Here is a 15,130-nt window from a genome sequence, read left to right as displayed (position 1 = left end):
ATCTTAATCCGTCCGCACCGAGTGCTAGCTCGGTCGGCGTTTAAACTTTCCGCTTAAAGCGGTCAAGCTTCTTCGGCTAACTTCGATAAGGGTTTATACATTAGCGGGGACCCCGATATATTCAAATTACTTAAAAATTCGGATCGACACCAAACCATTTTTGGTGAATTTGCTTCAGTGTTCCGTCCGTTTTCATCTCGCTCAAGGCTTTGTTGATGGCTTCCACCAGCTCTGGATTGTTTTTGCGGGTAGCTACACCTGCGAAATCTTCCTTGATCGGCGCTCCGACCGCTTTAATATTTAACTTGTTTTTATCCATGAGCGGCTTAAGCGCAAAGATATTGTTGATGGTCGCGTCAATCCTTCCAACGTTCAGGTCCATCAAGGATGAAATGACATCGTTGTACGTGGCGATTTCAAAGTTTCCGACCTTAGGCATAGCCACATCACGTAAGTATTTCTCATCGTTCGTACCGAGACCGATTCCGATCTTCTTACCTTTGAAATCCTCAACCGCTTTGATTGTGTTGTTATCACCCTTTACAACGACATTCACCGAGTTCTTAATATAAGGATTGGAGAAATCCATTGTTTTCTTACGGTCTTCGGTAATGGTTACCTGGCTTATCAAAACATCATATTTATCTTTTTGCAAACCTTCAATTAAGCCAGAAAATTCGCCGGTAATGAACTCAGCCTGTACACCAAGCTTCTTCGCGACTTCTTTAGCGATGTCGGCATCGTAGCCGTCTACTTCTTTCTTGTCATTCAAAAAGTTGTAGGGAGCATAGGTACCCATCAAGCCCACTTTGATTTTGCCATTTTTCTTGATTTGCTCAAGCAGGTTTGCTGAAGCTGGAGACACGGCTGGTGTGTTTTTAGTATCGGTTGTGGGACTTGCTGCTGGCTGTTGTGTTGTTTTTCCGCACCCGACTAACGCTAAACCCACGATAGTAAGTAACGATGCCGCTTTGAATACTTGATTAACCTTGAATGTCATTTTCAATACACCCCTATTTATTAATTTACTTGCTAACCTAACAATCCCCGGAATTCGAACCGTGCCGTTTCCTCGGCTATTTGCGACGGCGTGTATGCGGATGTGTAATCAACATCATGCATAGGTCCGAACAACCACTTGGTAAGGACACCTGTAATTAAAGAAACGAGTATGTTTACACGAAGTGATACGTCTGCGAAATGAGGAAGCATCTCCAGCTCGATGGCTCGGTTTACATTGTTCTTGAAAGCTTCTTCGAATACGATCCACGTTTGCGAAACAGCTTCCCGGACCAACGGGTCTGCGCCTTGGCCTTTGATAAGCAAAAATGCCATCAAATTCCGGTTATGATCGGCGAACTCGAACAATTCGGTCAATAATCTTGCAGATGAGCTAACCATATCGTCTACGGAGCCCGCATGCTTGCGATAGCCTTGTTCAATTACTTGTATTAGTTTCTCTTTGCCGTTCTCGATCAGGCGGACCGCGAGCTGCTCTTTGCCTTCAAAATACCAGTAAAACGTTCCCTGCGACACGCCCGATGCTTTGACCACATCCGAAACCTTCGTATTGTGATACCCTTTGCGTGCAAATAACTCTAAGGCTGAGTTCATCAGAACCTGCTCTCGCTGCTGTTCTTCATTCAATATTGATGCCAGTTTCATGAGCTCCTTTCTATTAACTGACGAGTCAGTTATGTTAATTCCGATTGGTTTACTATAGTATAAGAAACTCCTACAGTCAAGTCGTAAATTACAGTGTTAACCACTGCGTCCTGTATGGAACACCTAATAAATAATTCCAGGTCTCGATATTTCTACCTTTACGTTGGGTTGAATGGTAATAAGCGGATAGGTGCTGTTCCAATCCATAGTCTTCCAAGCTTCTGGATGGAAGGCTATGATCCTTCTGCCAATTCCAAAAACGTCGCAATTAGCCTTTTGCAGCTTCTGAACGACCTTCTGAGCTTCCTGTGTTAGCTCTTTTGAGAAAAACTCGTTCAATTTGGAAACTTGTCCGGTTTCATCTAAATGATCCGGAGAGAATTCCTCCGCTTCTGCCTTTAGTAGCAAATCAATGGTGACCACGACCTTGCCTTTATTTACATCAACATCTAATTTCCGTTTTGTATGAAATACACGAAATGTCATTTTGCTGCCTATTTTCTTCGGTTGATTAGGAATAGGTAATGTCAGGATTGCTTTTTTACCCATTCGATCAGCTAATAACAAACAGAGTTTTGACTCTCTAGTGTCTAGAGTCCCTGTTAAGGATTTACTGTTAAACAAAGCTACTCCCTTAATAAGAGGGGTTCCATCCCCCGCTGCCAGATAAGGCAAAATCACATCTTGCCCAGGGTCAAATAAAACGGTACAAATCGATTGAATATTTTCTTCTGGAAGGATCGTGAATGTTTCTGCGCTGAGAATTTGCTTATCCAGGTTCAAGATGAAATTTGGCTTTCTCATATATCCTGTTTGCAAAAGTGATTCGGCGCGATCTTCGACAACACCAATCTTGGCGTTTAAAGCACTTCTTGGATCGCGATAAAAAACATCCAGAACCGTATAGATATCATTCTTCGCCAGCTGTTCTCCAATCATAAGAAATCGGTTCTTGGCCCCGTCCGGAACCAAATTTAGTTTTTTTCCTAAGTTACTTCTTGCTTCTCGAGCAGTTTCACCAGAAACCGATATGATTTCAGGTGCATTTCTCTTCTTATCCGAGACATCCGGTAAGACAAAGGTGACTAGTACATTTTCACCTTCTGCTTTGTCAATACCTACCCCTAGAATTAAACGAACGTTTTTAAATAACATTTGATCCCAGCAACCGGTTAAGAGACTCATGGAAAGTATGCCGAGTAATACATGCCGGATTCTTTTCATTCCGCTGCTTTCCTCCTTCCTCTTAGGATGCTCAATAGTAATAACGGTATGGGGATCATATAGATCATGAACAACGCGAAATAAGAAAACCATTTATTGAGCTTGCTCATAAACAGAAAATTATGCGGTAGCAGAGCAAGCAGTAAGCAAACCACAACGACCAGCAAAGTCACCTTAGAACTGTTTTCTATTTTCAATATTTGGGTTATCCCTGTGGAAGCTAGAAAAACATAATTGACAATAGACGTCATGACGATCACAACCCAAAGCGATAAAAACAGTAAGTCCGATCTTTCTACAATCCTGAAAGAAAATGCCTTAAGCATGTATAGAACAGGCTCTGGAATGATTTTGAGCTCCATCGGACTGAAAAACATAAAGCAAGACAGGATTATTAATACGTAAAATAGGGTGACAAACGTGTATGATATCAACATCGTTTTTAATATTTCTCCGTCTCTCCCCTTGACTTGAGGGTAAACCATGAGCAAAAGCTCAAAACCAGCCAGCGTAATAACCGCTTCTCTCATACCTTTCATCATATGACCAAGCCCAGATTGACCTATGGGAAAAATATACAAAGGGTTTCCTTTGCTAATAGGGAAAATGATCAACATGATAATAATGATTAGAAGTATAGAAACCAGCGTTTCAAATCGGGCTATTATTTTCAATTTTTCTTTGGCTAGATAATAACTGGTAACCATCATTAATGTCATAATGACCCATTTCGGTGTTGTCGGGAAAATCCAGGCATTAATTATTCGGCAGTAATTCATAAGGATCACGCTTGCTATTCCAATAAAATAAATAATATAAAGAACACTCGTTAGATGACCTGCAAATTTCCCTGCCACCTTCGGGAGAAATTCAATCATCGTCATCATTGGATATTTCCTACAGATCGTCCATATCATGATAATGGCCAGGTGGGTCGCAAATCCTGCCAGCAGCATGGAGATCCATCCGTCTATAGATGCTTCAGAGTGAACACTAAAAGGAACGGTTAAAGCTCCCTCTCCTATCGCTGTTTGTATCGTGAAAAAAGCCAACTGCTTTTTGGAGATCCTATCTTTTTCTACGCTCATGCTTCACCCATCCCCTAGAAAATAATTCCCGCAGCTTTTTTTGGGGAAGACTGTCCGCAGGACGCCGGTTCATTTTCCAAATGGGCAACCGGACGAGAGAGTCTTTCAAATCCCTCCATCTGAATGGAGATAAGGGGTAAAAATAGGGCGTTCCAAACCCCTCTAATTTGCACAAGTGGATCAAAATACATGTAAATCCGAACGTAATTCCCAAAAAGCCGAAAGTAGCAGCCAAAAGCATCATCGGAAAGCGCAGAAAACGCACCGTCTCTCTGAACTCATGGGATGGCACAACAAATGAGGCAAGGGCCGTCGATGCTACTACAATAATCATGATATTGGACACCAGCCCCGCCTTCACGATGGCATCTCCAATAACAAGCCCTCCAACAATACCGATTGTTTGCCCTACGGCAGTATGTAAGCGCAATCCTGCTTCTCTTAACATTTCAATGGTTATTTCCATCAATAAAGCTTCAATAATTGGAGGAAACGGAATTTCCAGTACGGCACTTTGCATGAGAAGCACCAATTCATTTGGGATGGTCTCAAAATGAAAAGAGACAACTGAAATGTATCCAGCTGGTAGGGTAATGGCAATGAAGAAACTGGAAACCCGTAACAAACGGAAGAAACTTCCGTTAATCCAACGGGCATTGTAATCATCAGGTGATTGATAAAAAGCAAAGAAATTGATTGGTAAAATGATCGCTTTCGCTGAACCTTCCGCTAATACGGCAATTCTTCCTTCCATCAAATTTGCTGCTACTCTGTCCACTCTTTCGGTGCTTAATATTTGCGGAAAAGGGGAGAAAGGGGCATCCTCAATGAGCTGCTCTACAAAACCTAATGAAGCTATATAATCAATTCGGATCGATGTTATTCGCTTTTCTAAATCTGACACAATTTCAGGATTCGCCAATGACTCGATGTAAACCATCGCCAGACGTGTGTTCGTCTCCATGCCTACCATCAAATAACGGATCACTAAATCCTTGTTAACCACTTTTCTTCGGATCAGATGAAGGTTCGTATTTAACCTTTCAATAAACCCTTCATGCGAATCTCCGAAAACTTTCTCATTGATTGGCTCTGTGATGCTTCGTCCCATCGAAGAGGATGTATGAAAGATGTAAAAATCAGTCTCACTTTCACAATCGACAACACAGCCGCCATTCAAAATGGCTTCCCCTGCTTGTTCGATCAAGCAAGTAATTTGCAGTTGATCCAGAGGGATGGCGTCTAGAAACTCACCTTCTTTGATTCGTTTCAATGGAAAGATGATCTTGTCCAGGATAGCTTCTTGATCGGTTAAGGTTGCCAGATAAATCAAGTTGACTTGTCGTTGATTCCAATTCAAAGATTGTATGATCAGATCTTCCGTATTGTTTAACAGGGATTGAAAATAACTTTTTCTTTCTTGTATGGACGTAAGCTCTATATCCTTAATTTCTGGACTTTTACCCAAAATTTCATCACGCTGCCCCTCATTTCAAAGGTTATTTTCTCCAATTGGGTAAAAGAGTATTCATGTGCTGATATATACCCGTTATAACACAGCTAAAGGGACAGCCTCGCGGCCGTCCCTTGATTAAAAGTATTTCTTGACCTTTTTCTCGAATCCCTAATTTCTTGTTAATTGCACATAAGACTTAGGGGTCATTTCCTAATTAGCAGTGATAATATTCCGGCAGCAATCAACGGACCAACAGGCACACCTTTTAGAAAAGCCACGCCTAGTATTGTCCCAATGACAAGACTTGTCACGATTGTAGGGTTGCCCGACATCAAAAGCGCGCCGCGTCCGCCTAGATACGCTACCAACACGCCAACTACGATGGCCGCGATTGATTTCCAATGCAAGAAGGACTGGTAAAGCTCCTTGATGCTAATCGAGCCGCTGGCCAGAGGCGACAAAATACCAATTGTCAGGATAATGATGCCAATCGAAAGCCCATTCTTCTCAATCCACGGGAACACTTGATGCAAATTGACGACTCGAATAAGCAAAAGCACGACGGCAGCAATCGTAATCGAATTGTTGCGGCTAATGACACCTAGCAAAGCCAGCAGAATCAGCATAAACGATGGCATATCGAGCTGAGGCAAACCGACCAACCTCCTTTTCGCTTTGTAGAGGGCTGAATAGATTAATTATAAATCTTATCATTTCACATGATCAATGTCACATCGCTAGGGTCTGGCCCTAGCCTTGTTCTTTGTCATTGTTCAGTTATAATTTTTTTCGTTATTTGAAGTCCAAATCGTCTAACGCCTTTATCATATGGATATCTTCAGGTTCTTTTTCAAACAGGTCAATATCTATTTCTGTTGTAATTATGGAACCGCAACTTGAATAAAACTTTACCGCAGATTCTGTTTCTGTTGAAGAAATGTATAAATACCTCGCCCCTTCTGCAATAGCAACTTTACTTAGTGCGTTAAAAATTTGGCTGCCAATTCCTTGTCTTCGATACTGACGACTAACATACATGAGATCTATCTGAAGTTGATTATTGTCTCTTCCTCTAAACTTGTGAGCCAACACTCCAAATCCGACCAATTTATCTTCGTCAAAAGCTCCATAAGCTGTCCCGCCGTTATCTATTTCATACTCATATCTTGAAATTATCTCACGGTAATTCTCTTCGTTCCAATTTGGGCATTCATGCCCCGCCTTTACTTGATCAAGAGATCCATTATTCATCTTGTAAATCAGGTCTATTGTTTCAGAACGGTCGATTTCCCGAATTTTATGCGAATCGTCATGACCCAATTGAATGATTCTAATCATAATTGTTCCACACTGATAACGATTTTACCTTTGGCGTGTCCATCTCCAAGATACTGGAGAGCTTCAGCAACCTCACTTAAGGGGAAACGTCTATCTATCACAGGTACAACTTTGCCAGCCTCCAAAAGCTCCTTCATAAAACTTTGATCATTTTTGTTCGGTTTATGTATAAGGATACCCATTTTCTTACCCCCGATCATTGAAATCCATGGTCCTAGGAACATGACTTGGAAGATTCGAGACATGGAACCTCCTACCATAACATAAGTACCCTTGGGACTTAATGCACGTTTGTAATTGAAAATCGATCGATATCCCGCAACATCAAGAATCAGGTCATAACGCTGCCCATTTTTGGTGAAATCAACTTGCGTGTAATCAATAACCTGGTCTGCACCAATCGATCTCAGCATATCTAATTTCATCGTGCTGTCTACGCCTATCACTTCAGCCCCGAATGATTTGGCAATCTGCACTGCAAAGGCACCCACGCCTCCACCTGCGCCATTAATTAAAACCTTTTGTCCTTTCTGAATCTGTCCCTTATCGCGAAGTCCCTGTAAGGCGAGGACTGCTGCTTGAGGGATGGCCGCTGCTTCCTCGAAAGTCATACTGGCTGGTTTCAATGTTAAGACATTTTCACGAGCACATACAAACTCCGCAAACCCGCCCCAACTACACCCGGAAATGTCCCCGAATACTTCATCACCTGGAAGCAACTGCTTTATGTCTTTACCAACTGCTACAACCCGCCCCGCTACGTCAGCTCCGAGTATGTTGTATTTTGGTTTTAGAACTCCCCCGAGACGAACCATGAACGGTACACCTCTTAGGAGATCCCAGTCCCATGAATTCACGGATGCAGCATGCACTTTTATCAATACTTCATTGTCCTTGGGAGTAGGTTTTTCAACCTCTTTAAGCTTAAGAACGTCAGTAGTTCCGTATTTTGCGTATACAATAGCCTTCATGAAAATTACTCCTTAACACCTATTTGTGTTTTGGTTTTCTTTATTGATTGGGTTTTAATGTAAATGAGTTAAATCCTTTAACGATCAGCCAAATCGGAAATATTATTTCAAATAAGGCTCCTGGAAGAAATAAAATCATTCCTGCACTATAACCGAAAACCTCTAATAAGGCGCTTGTTAACAACGCTACGTATCCAATTATCCCAAAGACAGATATTAAACGAGGAATGAGTTTGGATTGATATAATAAGTAACAAAACAATAAGCTGTATAGACCAAGAACGATCATTGCTAACTGAAAGGTCAAAAACTTCCCTTTTATTGCTAACATACCTATTGTTTGAAAATAGGAAGTATCCGGAGCTCCTGCTTCTATATATTCCTGGCTTAATGATATTAGTAATAAAGGACTGATTGCACCAACAATAAGGATTATAGCCTCAATACCCCTGAAAGCAACGTAACCAAGAGCTATAGTTTCATTATGCTTTTTTAAGATTGGGAACAGTGTGATTGCAATACCAACAGCTGCAGCGGAATTCATTAACTCAAGGAGCATTCCTATGACCACTTTGGTTTTATTTGGATAAACATGAATAAGATAATCCGGATCTTTTAGAATAGATTCAATAAGTCCATTACCTAGTATATACGCAGCCGTTGCAGCTAGAAATAATACTCCAACAATTCTTGCAGTTTTTTTGTTTGAAATCATTTATTACCTCCTACTATCATAAAATGTTTAGTCACTTTACAAATATCGCCAATTCGGATTGAATCTGAACAGCTTTGCAGGCCTATGTCCTGCATCTTTGGTAAATTGATTGGTTTCCATAACCATGTCCGCTATCTTTCTTCTAAACGCAGCAGAAAGCAGCTCTTTTCCCAAAGTAACCTCATAGACTTGTTGGAGCTCTGACAAAGTAAAAAGTTCGGGCATCAGATTGAAAGCTATATCGGTGTACTCAATCTTATTCCTAAGCCTCTCAACTGCATATTGGATCATTTCCGCATGATCAAATGCAATTCCATTCGAAACGATAACCTCTCTTTCTACCCTTGCTGTTTTGCCAGAATATTTTTCTATAACTTTAATAATAGCCTCCAGGATGTCCTTATCGTTTGAAAGAGTCATTTTTACGACTTTTTCAAACATAAAGTCCTTCTCCAGCATGGTTTTCTTCTCTTCAAGCACGCTGTACCTAACGTTGAACCACCTGGCATCATCCGCATCATCCCCAGCCTTCACTTCGAGTGATTTGCAATCAACAAGTGCCATATATGAACAGCTGATAACTCGTGTACGAGGGTCCCTATTTACATCTCCCCATGTATAAAGCTGTTCCATATAAACATCATTAATATTAGTTTCGGTTTTTAGCTCCCGTAAAGCAGCTTCATCCATACTCTCGTCCTCTGTTACAAACCCTCCGGGTAAAGCCCATTGCCTAATATAAGGATGAACCCCCCTCTTAACCATGAGAAGTTTCAGTGACTTTTCCGGTAACTTTCTATAATTTTCATTTTCCTCATCAACTACAGTGAAGATTAACATATCTACAGTGACAGAAGGTCTTTCGTAAATACTAGCATCATACTTCTGTAAAAACTCTGCTTCAGTAAGTCCCTGCTTATCTCTAAATTGCTCTTTATCCATGTAGATCACCCATTCTTTGATTTCAACATTCTGTTATATTCAAATTGTTATTATCAATACGTTAATATCATTTAAGCTTTAATTCCAATCATTGTCAATCCCTAATTTATAAAAAAAGTTGTCCTCAAGTAGCTACCTACTTAGGGACAACTCATTATCTCCGTCAGCTTTAAATTTTTCTGAGCTCCCGCTGTTGTTGCCGGTTGTTTTAGTCAATCAGCGGGCGTTTGAAGTACGCAATCACTTTGCCTCCAACTGGAACGACGGACACAAGTTCCCATCCGTACCGACCCCAATGGCCTAGCGCATTGTCCAAATTCCAGCTGTACAGCTGACCGTCTGCTGCAGGCTTTAGTCCATCTCCGATTGAAGTATCTGTCGCGTACTCGAACCGCTGAATCGGGAAGGAATGTAACTCCGGTTGAGGCATTCGTTCCTCCCTTAAATCCCAGCGGATTCGGGTTGAAGCATCTGAGAGTGCAGCGATAATGGCTTCCCGATCCGTAACTTCAAGTGCCAATATCCGCGGTGCTCTAGGCATGAAGAACGAGCGGTGCGAATGATAGGCCTGCAGCACCAACGTACCCAGCTCTTCACCTTCCGCTGTCTTTACGATGTACCAAATGCATCGTTCCCGTTCTTCAGGTGGTCCCCAGTTCTCAATGGAGTCATTTAAGTTGAAGCCGCCCCTTATGATGATTCCATCAGCCGCGAGCCGTTCTGTGACCGGCGCCATAAATTGTTGAATCCATGCGCCATAGGCGCGATCACCAAACTTCTTGAACATCTCGGACAGTTCATCCTTCTTTTCGTCGTAGACTGCTTTCCACGCATGGGATAAAATATCCCCGGCGGTACGGGCAATGGAATCAATTGTGGTTGTTTGCATGTTTATAAGCTCCTCTTTTTGGTTAATCTAACAGTGATAAATAATAATATAATACCGTTAGATTAAACTGTTGTGCTATACTTGTCAAGAGATAAAATGGAAGGTGACCTAATATGGCAAGAAGAAGAATTCATCCCTTAACAACAGATAAAGGCACGAATCAGAGTGAGCCGCTTCACACGCCTCTCGATCGTGCCCGAATTGTCGGGATCATGCTGGAACTGCTGCAAGCCGAGGGCTTGGATGGCATAAGTATGCGCAAAATCGCCGACTCACTTGGCGTGAAAGCCTCATCTTTGTATTACCATGTGAAGGACAAAGAACAGCTGCTTCATCTTTTGGCAGAAGAGATCAGCACAAAGATTGATTTGCCCGATACCACTTTGGATTGGAAAATGCAGCTGCGGCTGTGGTCGATGAGCTTCCGGCTAAGTCTGCTGCAATACCCGGATGCTGTGCACATCATGAACGCGACCTTTGCGGCAAGTCCTAACCGTTTGGCTCATATCGAATTTCTGTTTCGGGCGCTTGTAGAAGCCGGATTTAAGGATGTCGAAGTGCCGTGGCTTGCTTCCATGCTCAAGAACTTCATCTACGGCTTTGTCGATGAGGAATGCAGATTACGGGATCGAGCGAAGCTTTCAGAGGAAAAACGGGAAGAATCGGAGATAAGGTACAAAGAGATTGAAGCATTGCCTAAGGAGCGATATCCCCACTTTATCCGCCTAGCCGGTTATACGACTTCTGTGAATTGGGAGGAAGAGTTTTCGTTCGGGTTGGATATTCTGCTTGCTGGTTTCGTTGATAAGCTTGCAAGAGGCCTACACGAATGATTGCATACAAGATCGGCTGTTCCGGACGTTTGAATTCCGGAGCATCTCAGGGTGTGACAATCCATGTTCCTTCGCTGCAGACCAGCCGCCCCTGAAAAAAGATTAGGCTATTTCTAGTTGGCTGCCAACGTCCATTTGGGCAATTGGCAGCCTGTTTGCTTAAATTATCGCGAGCAGCAATATGCAAAAAGAAGCCGCTTCAATACGGCTTCTCATAGTTCTTGAAATCCAAAATGTTGTTTTGCTAGCTCTTTGAATTTAACATTGTCAATCTGTTCCTTACTCGATTTCCCATTCATCCATTGTGTGAAAGATGTATCGGTTAACGTTACATTTCCATCGCTTGTAAGTTGGGTAATCAGCGGGGTTTTGTTGAATCGTGATTCTTTGTGCTGGACTATGATTCCTTGGACTTCGTTCAATTCAGATAAATTCTCTAATGGTCGTTTGGTATCAAAAGCATACCCTATTTTCCAATCTGTATCTTTATATTTTAGTTTCAGTTCAAGTACATAGTCGCCATAATCACTTTCCATTGCTTTGACTCGAAATTCTCCATTCACAGAGGAAGTAGTTTCTCCATTTAGCGGCACAGGCTTTAGTGGTAGGTTTCCACCAAATCCGGTATCAACCAAGTACGTTTGACCTTTATGCTGCAAAAGAATAGTAACATGAGTTCTCCCGAGTTTTGACCAGTCCTTCGTTGCATAATTGTATACTTCTCCGCGAACTAACGCTGCATTAAACCCATTTTCAACTAAGAAAAAATAAAGCAGAGGATTCAATTGATAGCATAGACCGCCTTCATTTTTTACGAGCATTTTGGTTATCAGACTCTCTTTTGTTATAATACTTGTTTTGTTTGAAATGATGCTTAGATTTTCAAAAGGAAGGGATAGTGCTGTTTTCCTAAGAATATGATCTAATGTTTCAAATGTAATTTTTTGATTTTCTGGAATACCCATTCTTTTACGAAATAATCCGTTTAACTCATACATAAGGAAGATTCCCTCCATGTTATTGATTCAAAGGTAGGTCATCAATTGCTTGGCGTGGCGTCTCATATCTTCTGTACGTTGCCTGAAAGCGCTATAGGCGATATGGTCGAGGCTGATGTGGATGAGACAGCAGATAAGACGTTCCTCTGATTGTGTGGGCCGTTCTCCATGTTTGTCCCAGTGATTATCTAGAATTTCCTGCAAGTCAATCTCTTGCCATTGCGGAAACCAAGGCCACCAATAAAGAAACAAAGCGTTATCGTAAAGAGGATCACCATAGAACGCATTTCCCCAGTCGATTACCCCCGTTAGCTTCCCTCCGTCCACAAGCACATTTCGGTTCAAGAGGTCGTTATGGACGATTCCTCGGTACTCTGGAAGTATTGCTACGAGCTGACGCAGCCTTTCTACCCCAGCATCGAAGACCCGTGCCTCCTGAGGCGAGGCGCCAAGCCGCTCGCGCCAGCCCATGAGTCGATCCCTGGGCTCAGCTACTGTGAGTAGCTCGGCCCCCCAGCTAGGACCAGCCTCAGCTGGACGCCAAAGGCCAACTCCCTCTGTACCTGTGAGGTCAAGTTTTTGAAGTTCGTAGAGAGCATCTAGCAATTGCGGAAGGACATGTCGTATCTCAGGCCCATTCAGCTCATCTAGATGCTTTCCAGATACTCGTTCGGATACGGCATAGAAGCCGCTCTCCGTCTCGCCTACTTCAAGAACCCTCGGAATCGGTAGTGTGTCCGACGAAAGTGCGCCCATCACACGATCCTTTTCAAAGTCGCCCAGATAAGTGCCGAAGCGGATAACCATTGCGTGCCCGTCAAGCATGAAGGAATAGGCTTTCGACCAATCACCGGCAGCGAGGGGCATAAGATTTTGTGCACGGTCACCAAAGTGTTCCTTTACAAACCGGTTCGCCTTTTCGAAATCCTCCATAGGTTCCTCCCTGCATATGTCGATTATTTAAAAAGAATTACGATTGAATCCATGATCGCATGATATCCAATTTGAGTATAAATTTTATTCGAAGTAGGATTACTGAGATCAGTGTATAGACTTGTTGTTTTATAACCACGATCTAACAAGATTTGAGTGAAAGCTGAAACACAATCAGAGGCATATCCCCTTTTTCTTTCGCTTATTGGAGTGTAAACATAGCTGATTGTTATATTATTTGGGGTTGGACGTGTAGAAGAAGCCATGGAAACCAATTCCCCGTTCACTTCCCATGCAACTAAACTTCCTATATTTATCATTCTTGCAGCTTTTTTATCTGCTTCTTCTAAACTTATAGGCTGGTTTGTTTCATTACAAAACTGATACACCCACTCTTTAATTATGTGAAGATCACTTTCTATAACACTCCGAATTTTTCCATTTGTATTTGTTTTTTTCTCTACTTTTTCTAGTATATATATTTTTTGGTCCATTTGGACATTTGCCTGAATCCCTCTAACGTTAGAAATATACATAGCTAGTTCAGTAGTTAATTTCTTTTCGCCTATAAAACCAGGTATATCCTGGATTGTGTTATTCAACTTTTCACCTATAACGTGTATTTCCTTTGATGTAAAAGGAACTGCTTTTGATAAAATAATTTGATTAGGATGTGTTTGTAGTAAGACCAAGCCTATGTCGTTGTCTTTTATTACAGTAGCCATTAAAAGAGGAAATTCATCATTTTCAGTTAAATATTGTAAGACACCTAATATTAAATTGTTTTCTGCTTCATATTGCACTAAGTAAGAGATAACATCTTTCTTAAATAATGTTAGATCCTCATACTTTAAAAGTCTTATCAAACAAACCATCCCCTTTGTATAAGTTATCTGTAACTCCCATCTTAATGCATTTACAATATCAATCATATGTTTGGTATTCATTACTTTAGAGACAAATTAAAAAAAACCGCAATATAAGCGGCTTGTAATGTAATAATGCTCTTGTCATCCCTACGATTTATTCAAATAAGGTGTTACAAGTCTCCTTACACGCTCAATGCCTTCCCACATATCTCCTGGTCCGTCATATACAATTGTTAAGGGACCTTCATAACCAGCTTGCTTGGCAACTTCCATACAGCGATTAAACTCAGCTTCATCCGGATATCCATCCGCATTCGTTTGTGCTTTGGCATGGATCGACTCACTGTGAGGAATCGTTTTGACAAGCTCGCCATATTTTTCGGTTCCTTTAAAATTGCCAAAATCCGAGGTTAGCCCAAGGAGCTCCCCGCATCCTTCCAATAAAGCAAGGCAATTATCCGCGATTGATGTTAGTGAGTGAAAGTTTTCAGTAACAACACGTACTCCTTGCGCAGCACCATAAGAGCTTAGTTCTCGAAGTGCATCAACCGATCTATGCAAAGCTTTTTGATCCGTAGGTTCCGCATCACCAGCTATCACGCGCACTCTTTCAGCTCCTGCTCTTGCAGCATTGTCGATCCATCCTTTGATCCAAGCGATGTCCGATTGTCTGCGCAAATCATCCGAACTAGAAATATCACCGTATTCAATTAACAGCGTGTAAAACTGAAGGCCTGCTTCCGTGAATGTGTGTTTTAATCTTTGTAAATATGATTCACTTGTATCCGGAAAATGAAAATGACACACTTCCAGTGATCTAAAACCTTTCTTTGCAAGAACCGCCGGCAATTCAAGCAAAGAGATGAGTTCAGGTTGGTCTTGGGTAACCGTTATTTGAGTACGCGTGTTATCATCCCAGCGGGTCCACCGCAAAGGCCCCAGATTCCGATGTAAGCTCCAACTCGTTAATGATAAAAATGGCATATCTTCCACCCTTTCGTCGCAACTGTTTGGTAGTATCTTATCAAAGTGTTGAGGTAATCACCATATTCGAAATCACAGATATATCTCTTATTGTGCTGCTTTTGTGCAACGGGTAACCTAGACCCAAAACCAAAGAAAGAGGAACTGCCACACAGCCAGCTCCTCACTTTGTCAGAAATATAAAGATAGTTATTACAGCATATGGAGAAACAAAGAGTAAGATTC

The 15,130-nt window shown here is 41.8% G+C and carries 16 protein-coding genes; 1 reads left to right on the top strand and 15 read right to left on the bottom strand.

Features of this window, described 5'->3' with window-relative positions; all coding sequences use genetic code 11:
* Nucleotides 1-130: 130 nt before the first annotated feature.
* From ASG85_RS12310 to ASG85_RS12260, 11 genes are all read right to left on the bottom strand, one after another.
* Entirely contained in the window at nucleotides 131-1,000 is an 870-nt protein-coding gene (locus ASG85_RS12310; protein ID WP_057302251.1) for a transporter substrate-binding domain-containing protein, read from the bottom strand.
* 32 nt (nucleotides 1,001-1,032) lie between these two features.
* The gene (locus ASG85_RS12305; protein ID WP_057302306.1) at nucleotides 1,033-1,614 is read right to left on the bottom strand and encodes a TetR/AcrR family transcriptional regulator; all 582 of its coding nucleotides are present in this window, start codon (nucleotides 1,612-1,614) and stop codon (nucleotides 1,033-1,035) included.
* A 174-nt stretch (nucleotides 1,615-1,788) separates the two neighbouring features.
* On the bottom strand, nucleotides 1,789-2,889 hold the full coding sequence (locus tag ASG85_RS12300; RefSeq protein ID WP_060646388.1) for a Ger(x)C family spore germination protein: 1,101 nt from the start codon (nucleotides 2,887-2,889) through the stop codon (nucleotides 1,789-1,791).
* Complete coding sequence (locus ASG85_RS12295) at nucleotides 2,886-3,977, bottom strand: GerAB/ArcD/ProY family transporter (protein ID WP_060646387.1); 1,092 nt, start codon at nucleotides 3,975-3,977, stop codon at nucleotides 2,886-2,888. The genes ASG85_RS12300 and ASG85_RS12295 overlap by 4 nt, the downstream gene beginning before the upstream one ends.
* A complete protein-coding gene (locus tag ASG85_RS12290; protein WP_235550114.1) occupies nucleotides 3,958-5,445 on the bottom strand; it encodes a spore germination protein in 1,488 nt (495 codons plus the stop codon). Before ASG85_RS12290 ends, ASG85_RS12295 begins: the two co-directional genes overlap by 20 nt.
* 191 nt (nucleotides 5,446-5,636) lie before the next feature.
* Nucleotides 5,637-6,086, bottom strand: coding sequence for a DUF441 domain-containing protein (locus ASG85_RS12285; RefSeq protein ID WP_060646386.1), 450 nt, complete (start codon nucleotides 6,084-6,086; stop codon nucleotides 5,637-5,639).
* A 139-nt stretch (nucleotides 6,087-6,225) separates the two neighbouring features.
* Nucleotides 6,226-6,771: a GNAT family N-acetyltransferase gene (locus tag ASG85_RS12280; protein WP_060646385.1), complete on the bottom strand. Its 546-nt coding sequence runs from the start codon at nucleotides 6,769-6,771 to the stop codon at nucleotides 6,226-6,228.
* The gene (locus ASG85_RS12275; protein ID WP_060646384.1) at nucleotides 6,768-7,742 is read right to left on the bottom strand and encodes an NAD(P)-dependent alcohol dehydrogenase; all 975 of its coding nucleotides are present in this window, start codon (nucleotides 7,740-7,742) and stop codon (nucleotides 6,768-6,770) included. Before ASG85_RS12275 ends, ASG85_RS12280 begins: the two co-directional genes overlap by 4 nt.
* A gap of 40 nt (nucleotides 7,743-7,782) precedes the next feature.
* Nucleotides 7,783-8,457 (bottom strand): DUF4386 domain-containing protein, encoded by a 675-nt coding sequence (locus ASG85_RS12270; RefSeq protein WP_060646383.1) that lies wholly within the window; start codon nucleotides 8,455-8,457, stop codon nucleotides 7,783-7,785.
* Between the two features lie 36 nt (nucleotides 8,458-8,493).
* Complete coding sequence (locus ASG85_RS12265) at nucleotides 8,494-9,399, bottom strand: NUDIX hydrolase (RefSeq protein WP_060646382.1); 906 nt, start codon at nucleotides 9,397-9,399, stop codon at nucleotides 8,494-8,496.
* Between the two features lie 208 nt (nucleotides 9,400-9,607).
* The gene (locus tag ASG85_RS12260) at nucleotides 9,608-10,288 is read right to left on the bottom strand and encodes a DUF6022 family protein (protein ID WP_060646381.1); all 681 of its coding nucleotides are present in this window, start codon (nucleotides 10,286-10,288) and stop codon (nucleotides 9,608-9,610) included.
* A 113-nt stretch (nucleotides 10,289-10,401) separates the two neighbouring features.
* Here ASG85_RS12260 and ASG85_RS12255 point away from each other — a divergent pair, with 113 nt between their 5' ends.
* On the top strand, nucleotides 10,402-11,121 hold the full coding sequence (locus ASG85_RS12255; protein WP_060646380.1) for a TetR/AcrR family transcriptional regulator C-terminal domain-containing protein: 720 nt from the start codon (nucleotides 10,402-10,404) through the stop codon (nucleotides 11,119-11,121).
* A 212-nt stretch (nucleotides 11,122-11,333) separates the two neighbouring features.
* On the opposite strand, the gene ASG85_RS12250 is transcribed toward ASG85_RS12255, so the two are convergent.
* The 4 genes from ASG85_RS12250 to ASG85_RS12235 form a co-directional block, all read right to left on the bottom strand.
* The gene (locus ASG85_RS12250) at nucleotides 11,334-12,119 is read right to left on the bottom strand and encodes an arylamine N-acetyltransferase family protein (protein WP_060646379.1); all 786 of its coding nucleotides are present in this window, start codon (nucleotides 12,117-12,119) and stop codon (nucleotides 11,334-11,336) included.
* 27 nt (nucleotides 12,120-12,146) lie between these two features.
* A complete protein-coding gene (locus ASG85_RS12245; RefSeq protein ID WP_060646378.1) occupies nucleotides 12,147-13,052 on the bottom strand; it encodes a phosphotransferase family protein in 906 nt (301 codons plus the stop codon).
* Between the two features lie 23 nt (nucleotides 13,053-13,075).
* Nucleotides 13,076-13,918 (bottom strand): GNAT family N-acetyltransferase, encoded by an 843-nt coding sequence (locus tag ASG85_RS12240; RefSeq protein WP_060646377.1) that lies wholly within the window; start codon nucleotides 13,916-13,918, stop codon nucleotides 13,076-13,078.
* A 150-nt stretch (nucleotides 13,919-14,068) separates the two neighbouring features.
* Entirely contained in the window at nucleotides 14,069-14,905 is an 837-nt protein-coding gene (locus ASG85_RS12235) for a sugar phosphate isomerase/epimerase family protein (protein WP_060646376.1), read from the bottom strand.
* Nucleotides 14,906-15,130 lie beyond the last annotated feature (225 nt).

The organism is Paenibacillus sp. Soil724D2 (assembly GCF_001427935.1).
Classification (GTDB): Bacteria; Bacillota; Bacilli; order Paenibacillales; family NBRC-103111; genus Paenibacillus_E.
The sequence above is the reverse complement of the archived record's forward strand: the minus strand, read 5'-3'. Positions and strand labels throughout refer to the sequence as shown.

What these genes read in the sequence shown, in the direction of transcription:
- ASG85_RS12310 (WP_057302251.1), bottom strand. Translation starts at nt 1,000, where the DNA reads ATGACATTCAAGGTTAATCAAGTATTCAAAGCGGCATCGTTACTTACT.
- ASG85_RS12305 (WP_057302306.1), bottom strand. Translation starts at nt 1,614, where the DNA reads ATGAACTCAGCCTTAGAGTTATTTGCACGCAAAGGGTATCACAATACG.
- ASG85_RS12300 (WP_060646388.1), bottom strand. Translation starts at nt 2,889, where the DNA reads ATGAAAAGAATCCGGCATGTATTACTCGGCATACTTTCCATGAGTCTC.
- ASG85_RS12295 (WP_060646387.1), bottom strand. Translation starts at nt 3,977, where the DNA reads ATGAGCGTAGAAAAAGATAGGATCTCCAAAAAGCAGTTGGCTTTTTTC.
- ASG85_RS12280 (WP_060646385.1), bottom strand. Translation starts at nt 6,771, where the DNA reads ATGATTAGAATCATTCAATTGGGTCATGACGATTCGCATAAAATTCGG.
- ASG85_RS12275 (WP_060646384.1), bottom strand. Translation starts at nt 7,742, where the DNA reads ATGAAGGCTATTGTATACGCAAAATACGGAACTACTGACGTTCTTAAG.
- ASG85_RS12270 (WP_060646383.1), bottom strand. Translation starts at nt 8,457, where the DNA reads ATGATTTCAAACAAAAAAACTGCAAGAATTGTTGGAGTATTATTTCTA.
- ASG85_RS12265 (WP_060646382.1), bottom strand. Translation starts at nt 9,399, where the DNA reads ATGGATAAAGAGCAATTTAGAGATAAGCAGGGACTTACTGAAGCAGAG.
- ASG85_RS12260 (WP_060646381.1), bottom strand. Translation starts at nt 10,288, where the DNA reads ATGCAAACAACCACAATTGATTCCATTGCCCGTACCGCCGGGGATATT.
- ASG85_RS12255 (WP_060646380.1), top strand. Translation starts at nt 10,402, where the DNA reads ATGGCAAGAAGAAGAATTCATCCCTTAACAACAGATAAAGGCACGAAT.
- ASG85_RS12250 (WP_060646379.1), bottom strand. Translation starts at nt 12,119, where the DNA reads ATGTATGAGTTAAACGGATTATTTCGTAAAAGAATGGGTATTCCAGAA.
- ASG85_RS12245 (WP_060646378.1), bottom strand. Translation starts at nt 13,052, where the DNA reads ATGGAGGATTTCGAAAAGGCGAACCGGTTTGTAAAGGAACACTTTGGT.
- ASG85_RS12235 (WP_060646376.1), bottom strand. Translation starts at nt 14,905, where the DNA reads ATGCCATTTTTATCATTAACGAGTTGGAGCTTACATCGGAATCTGGGG.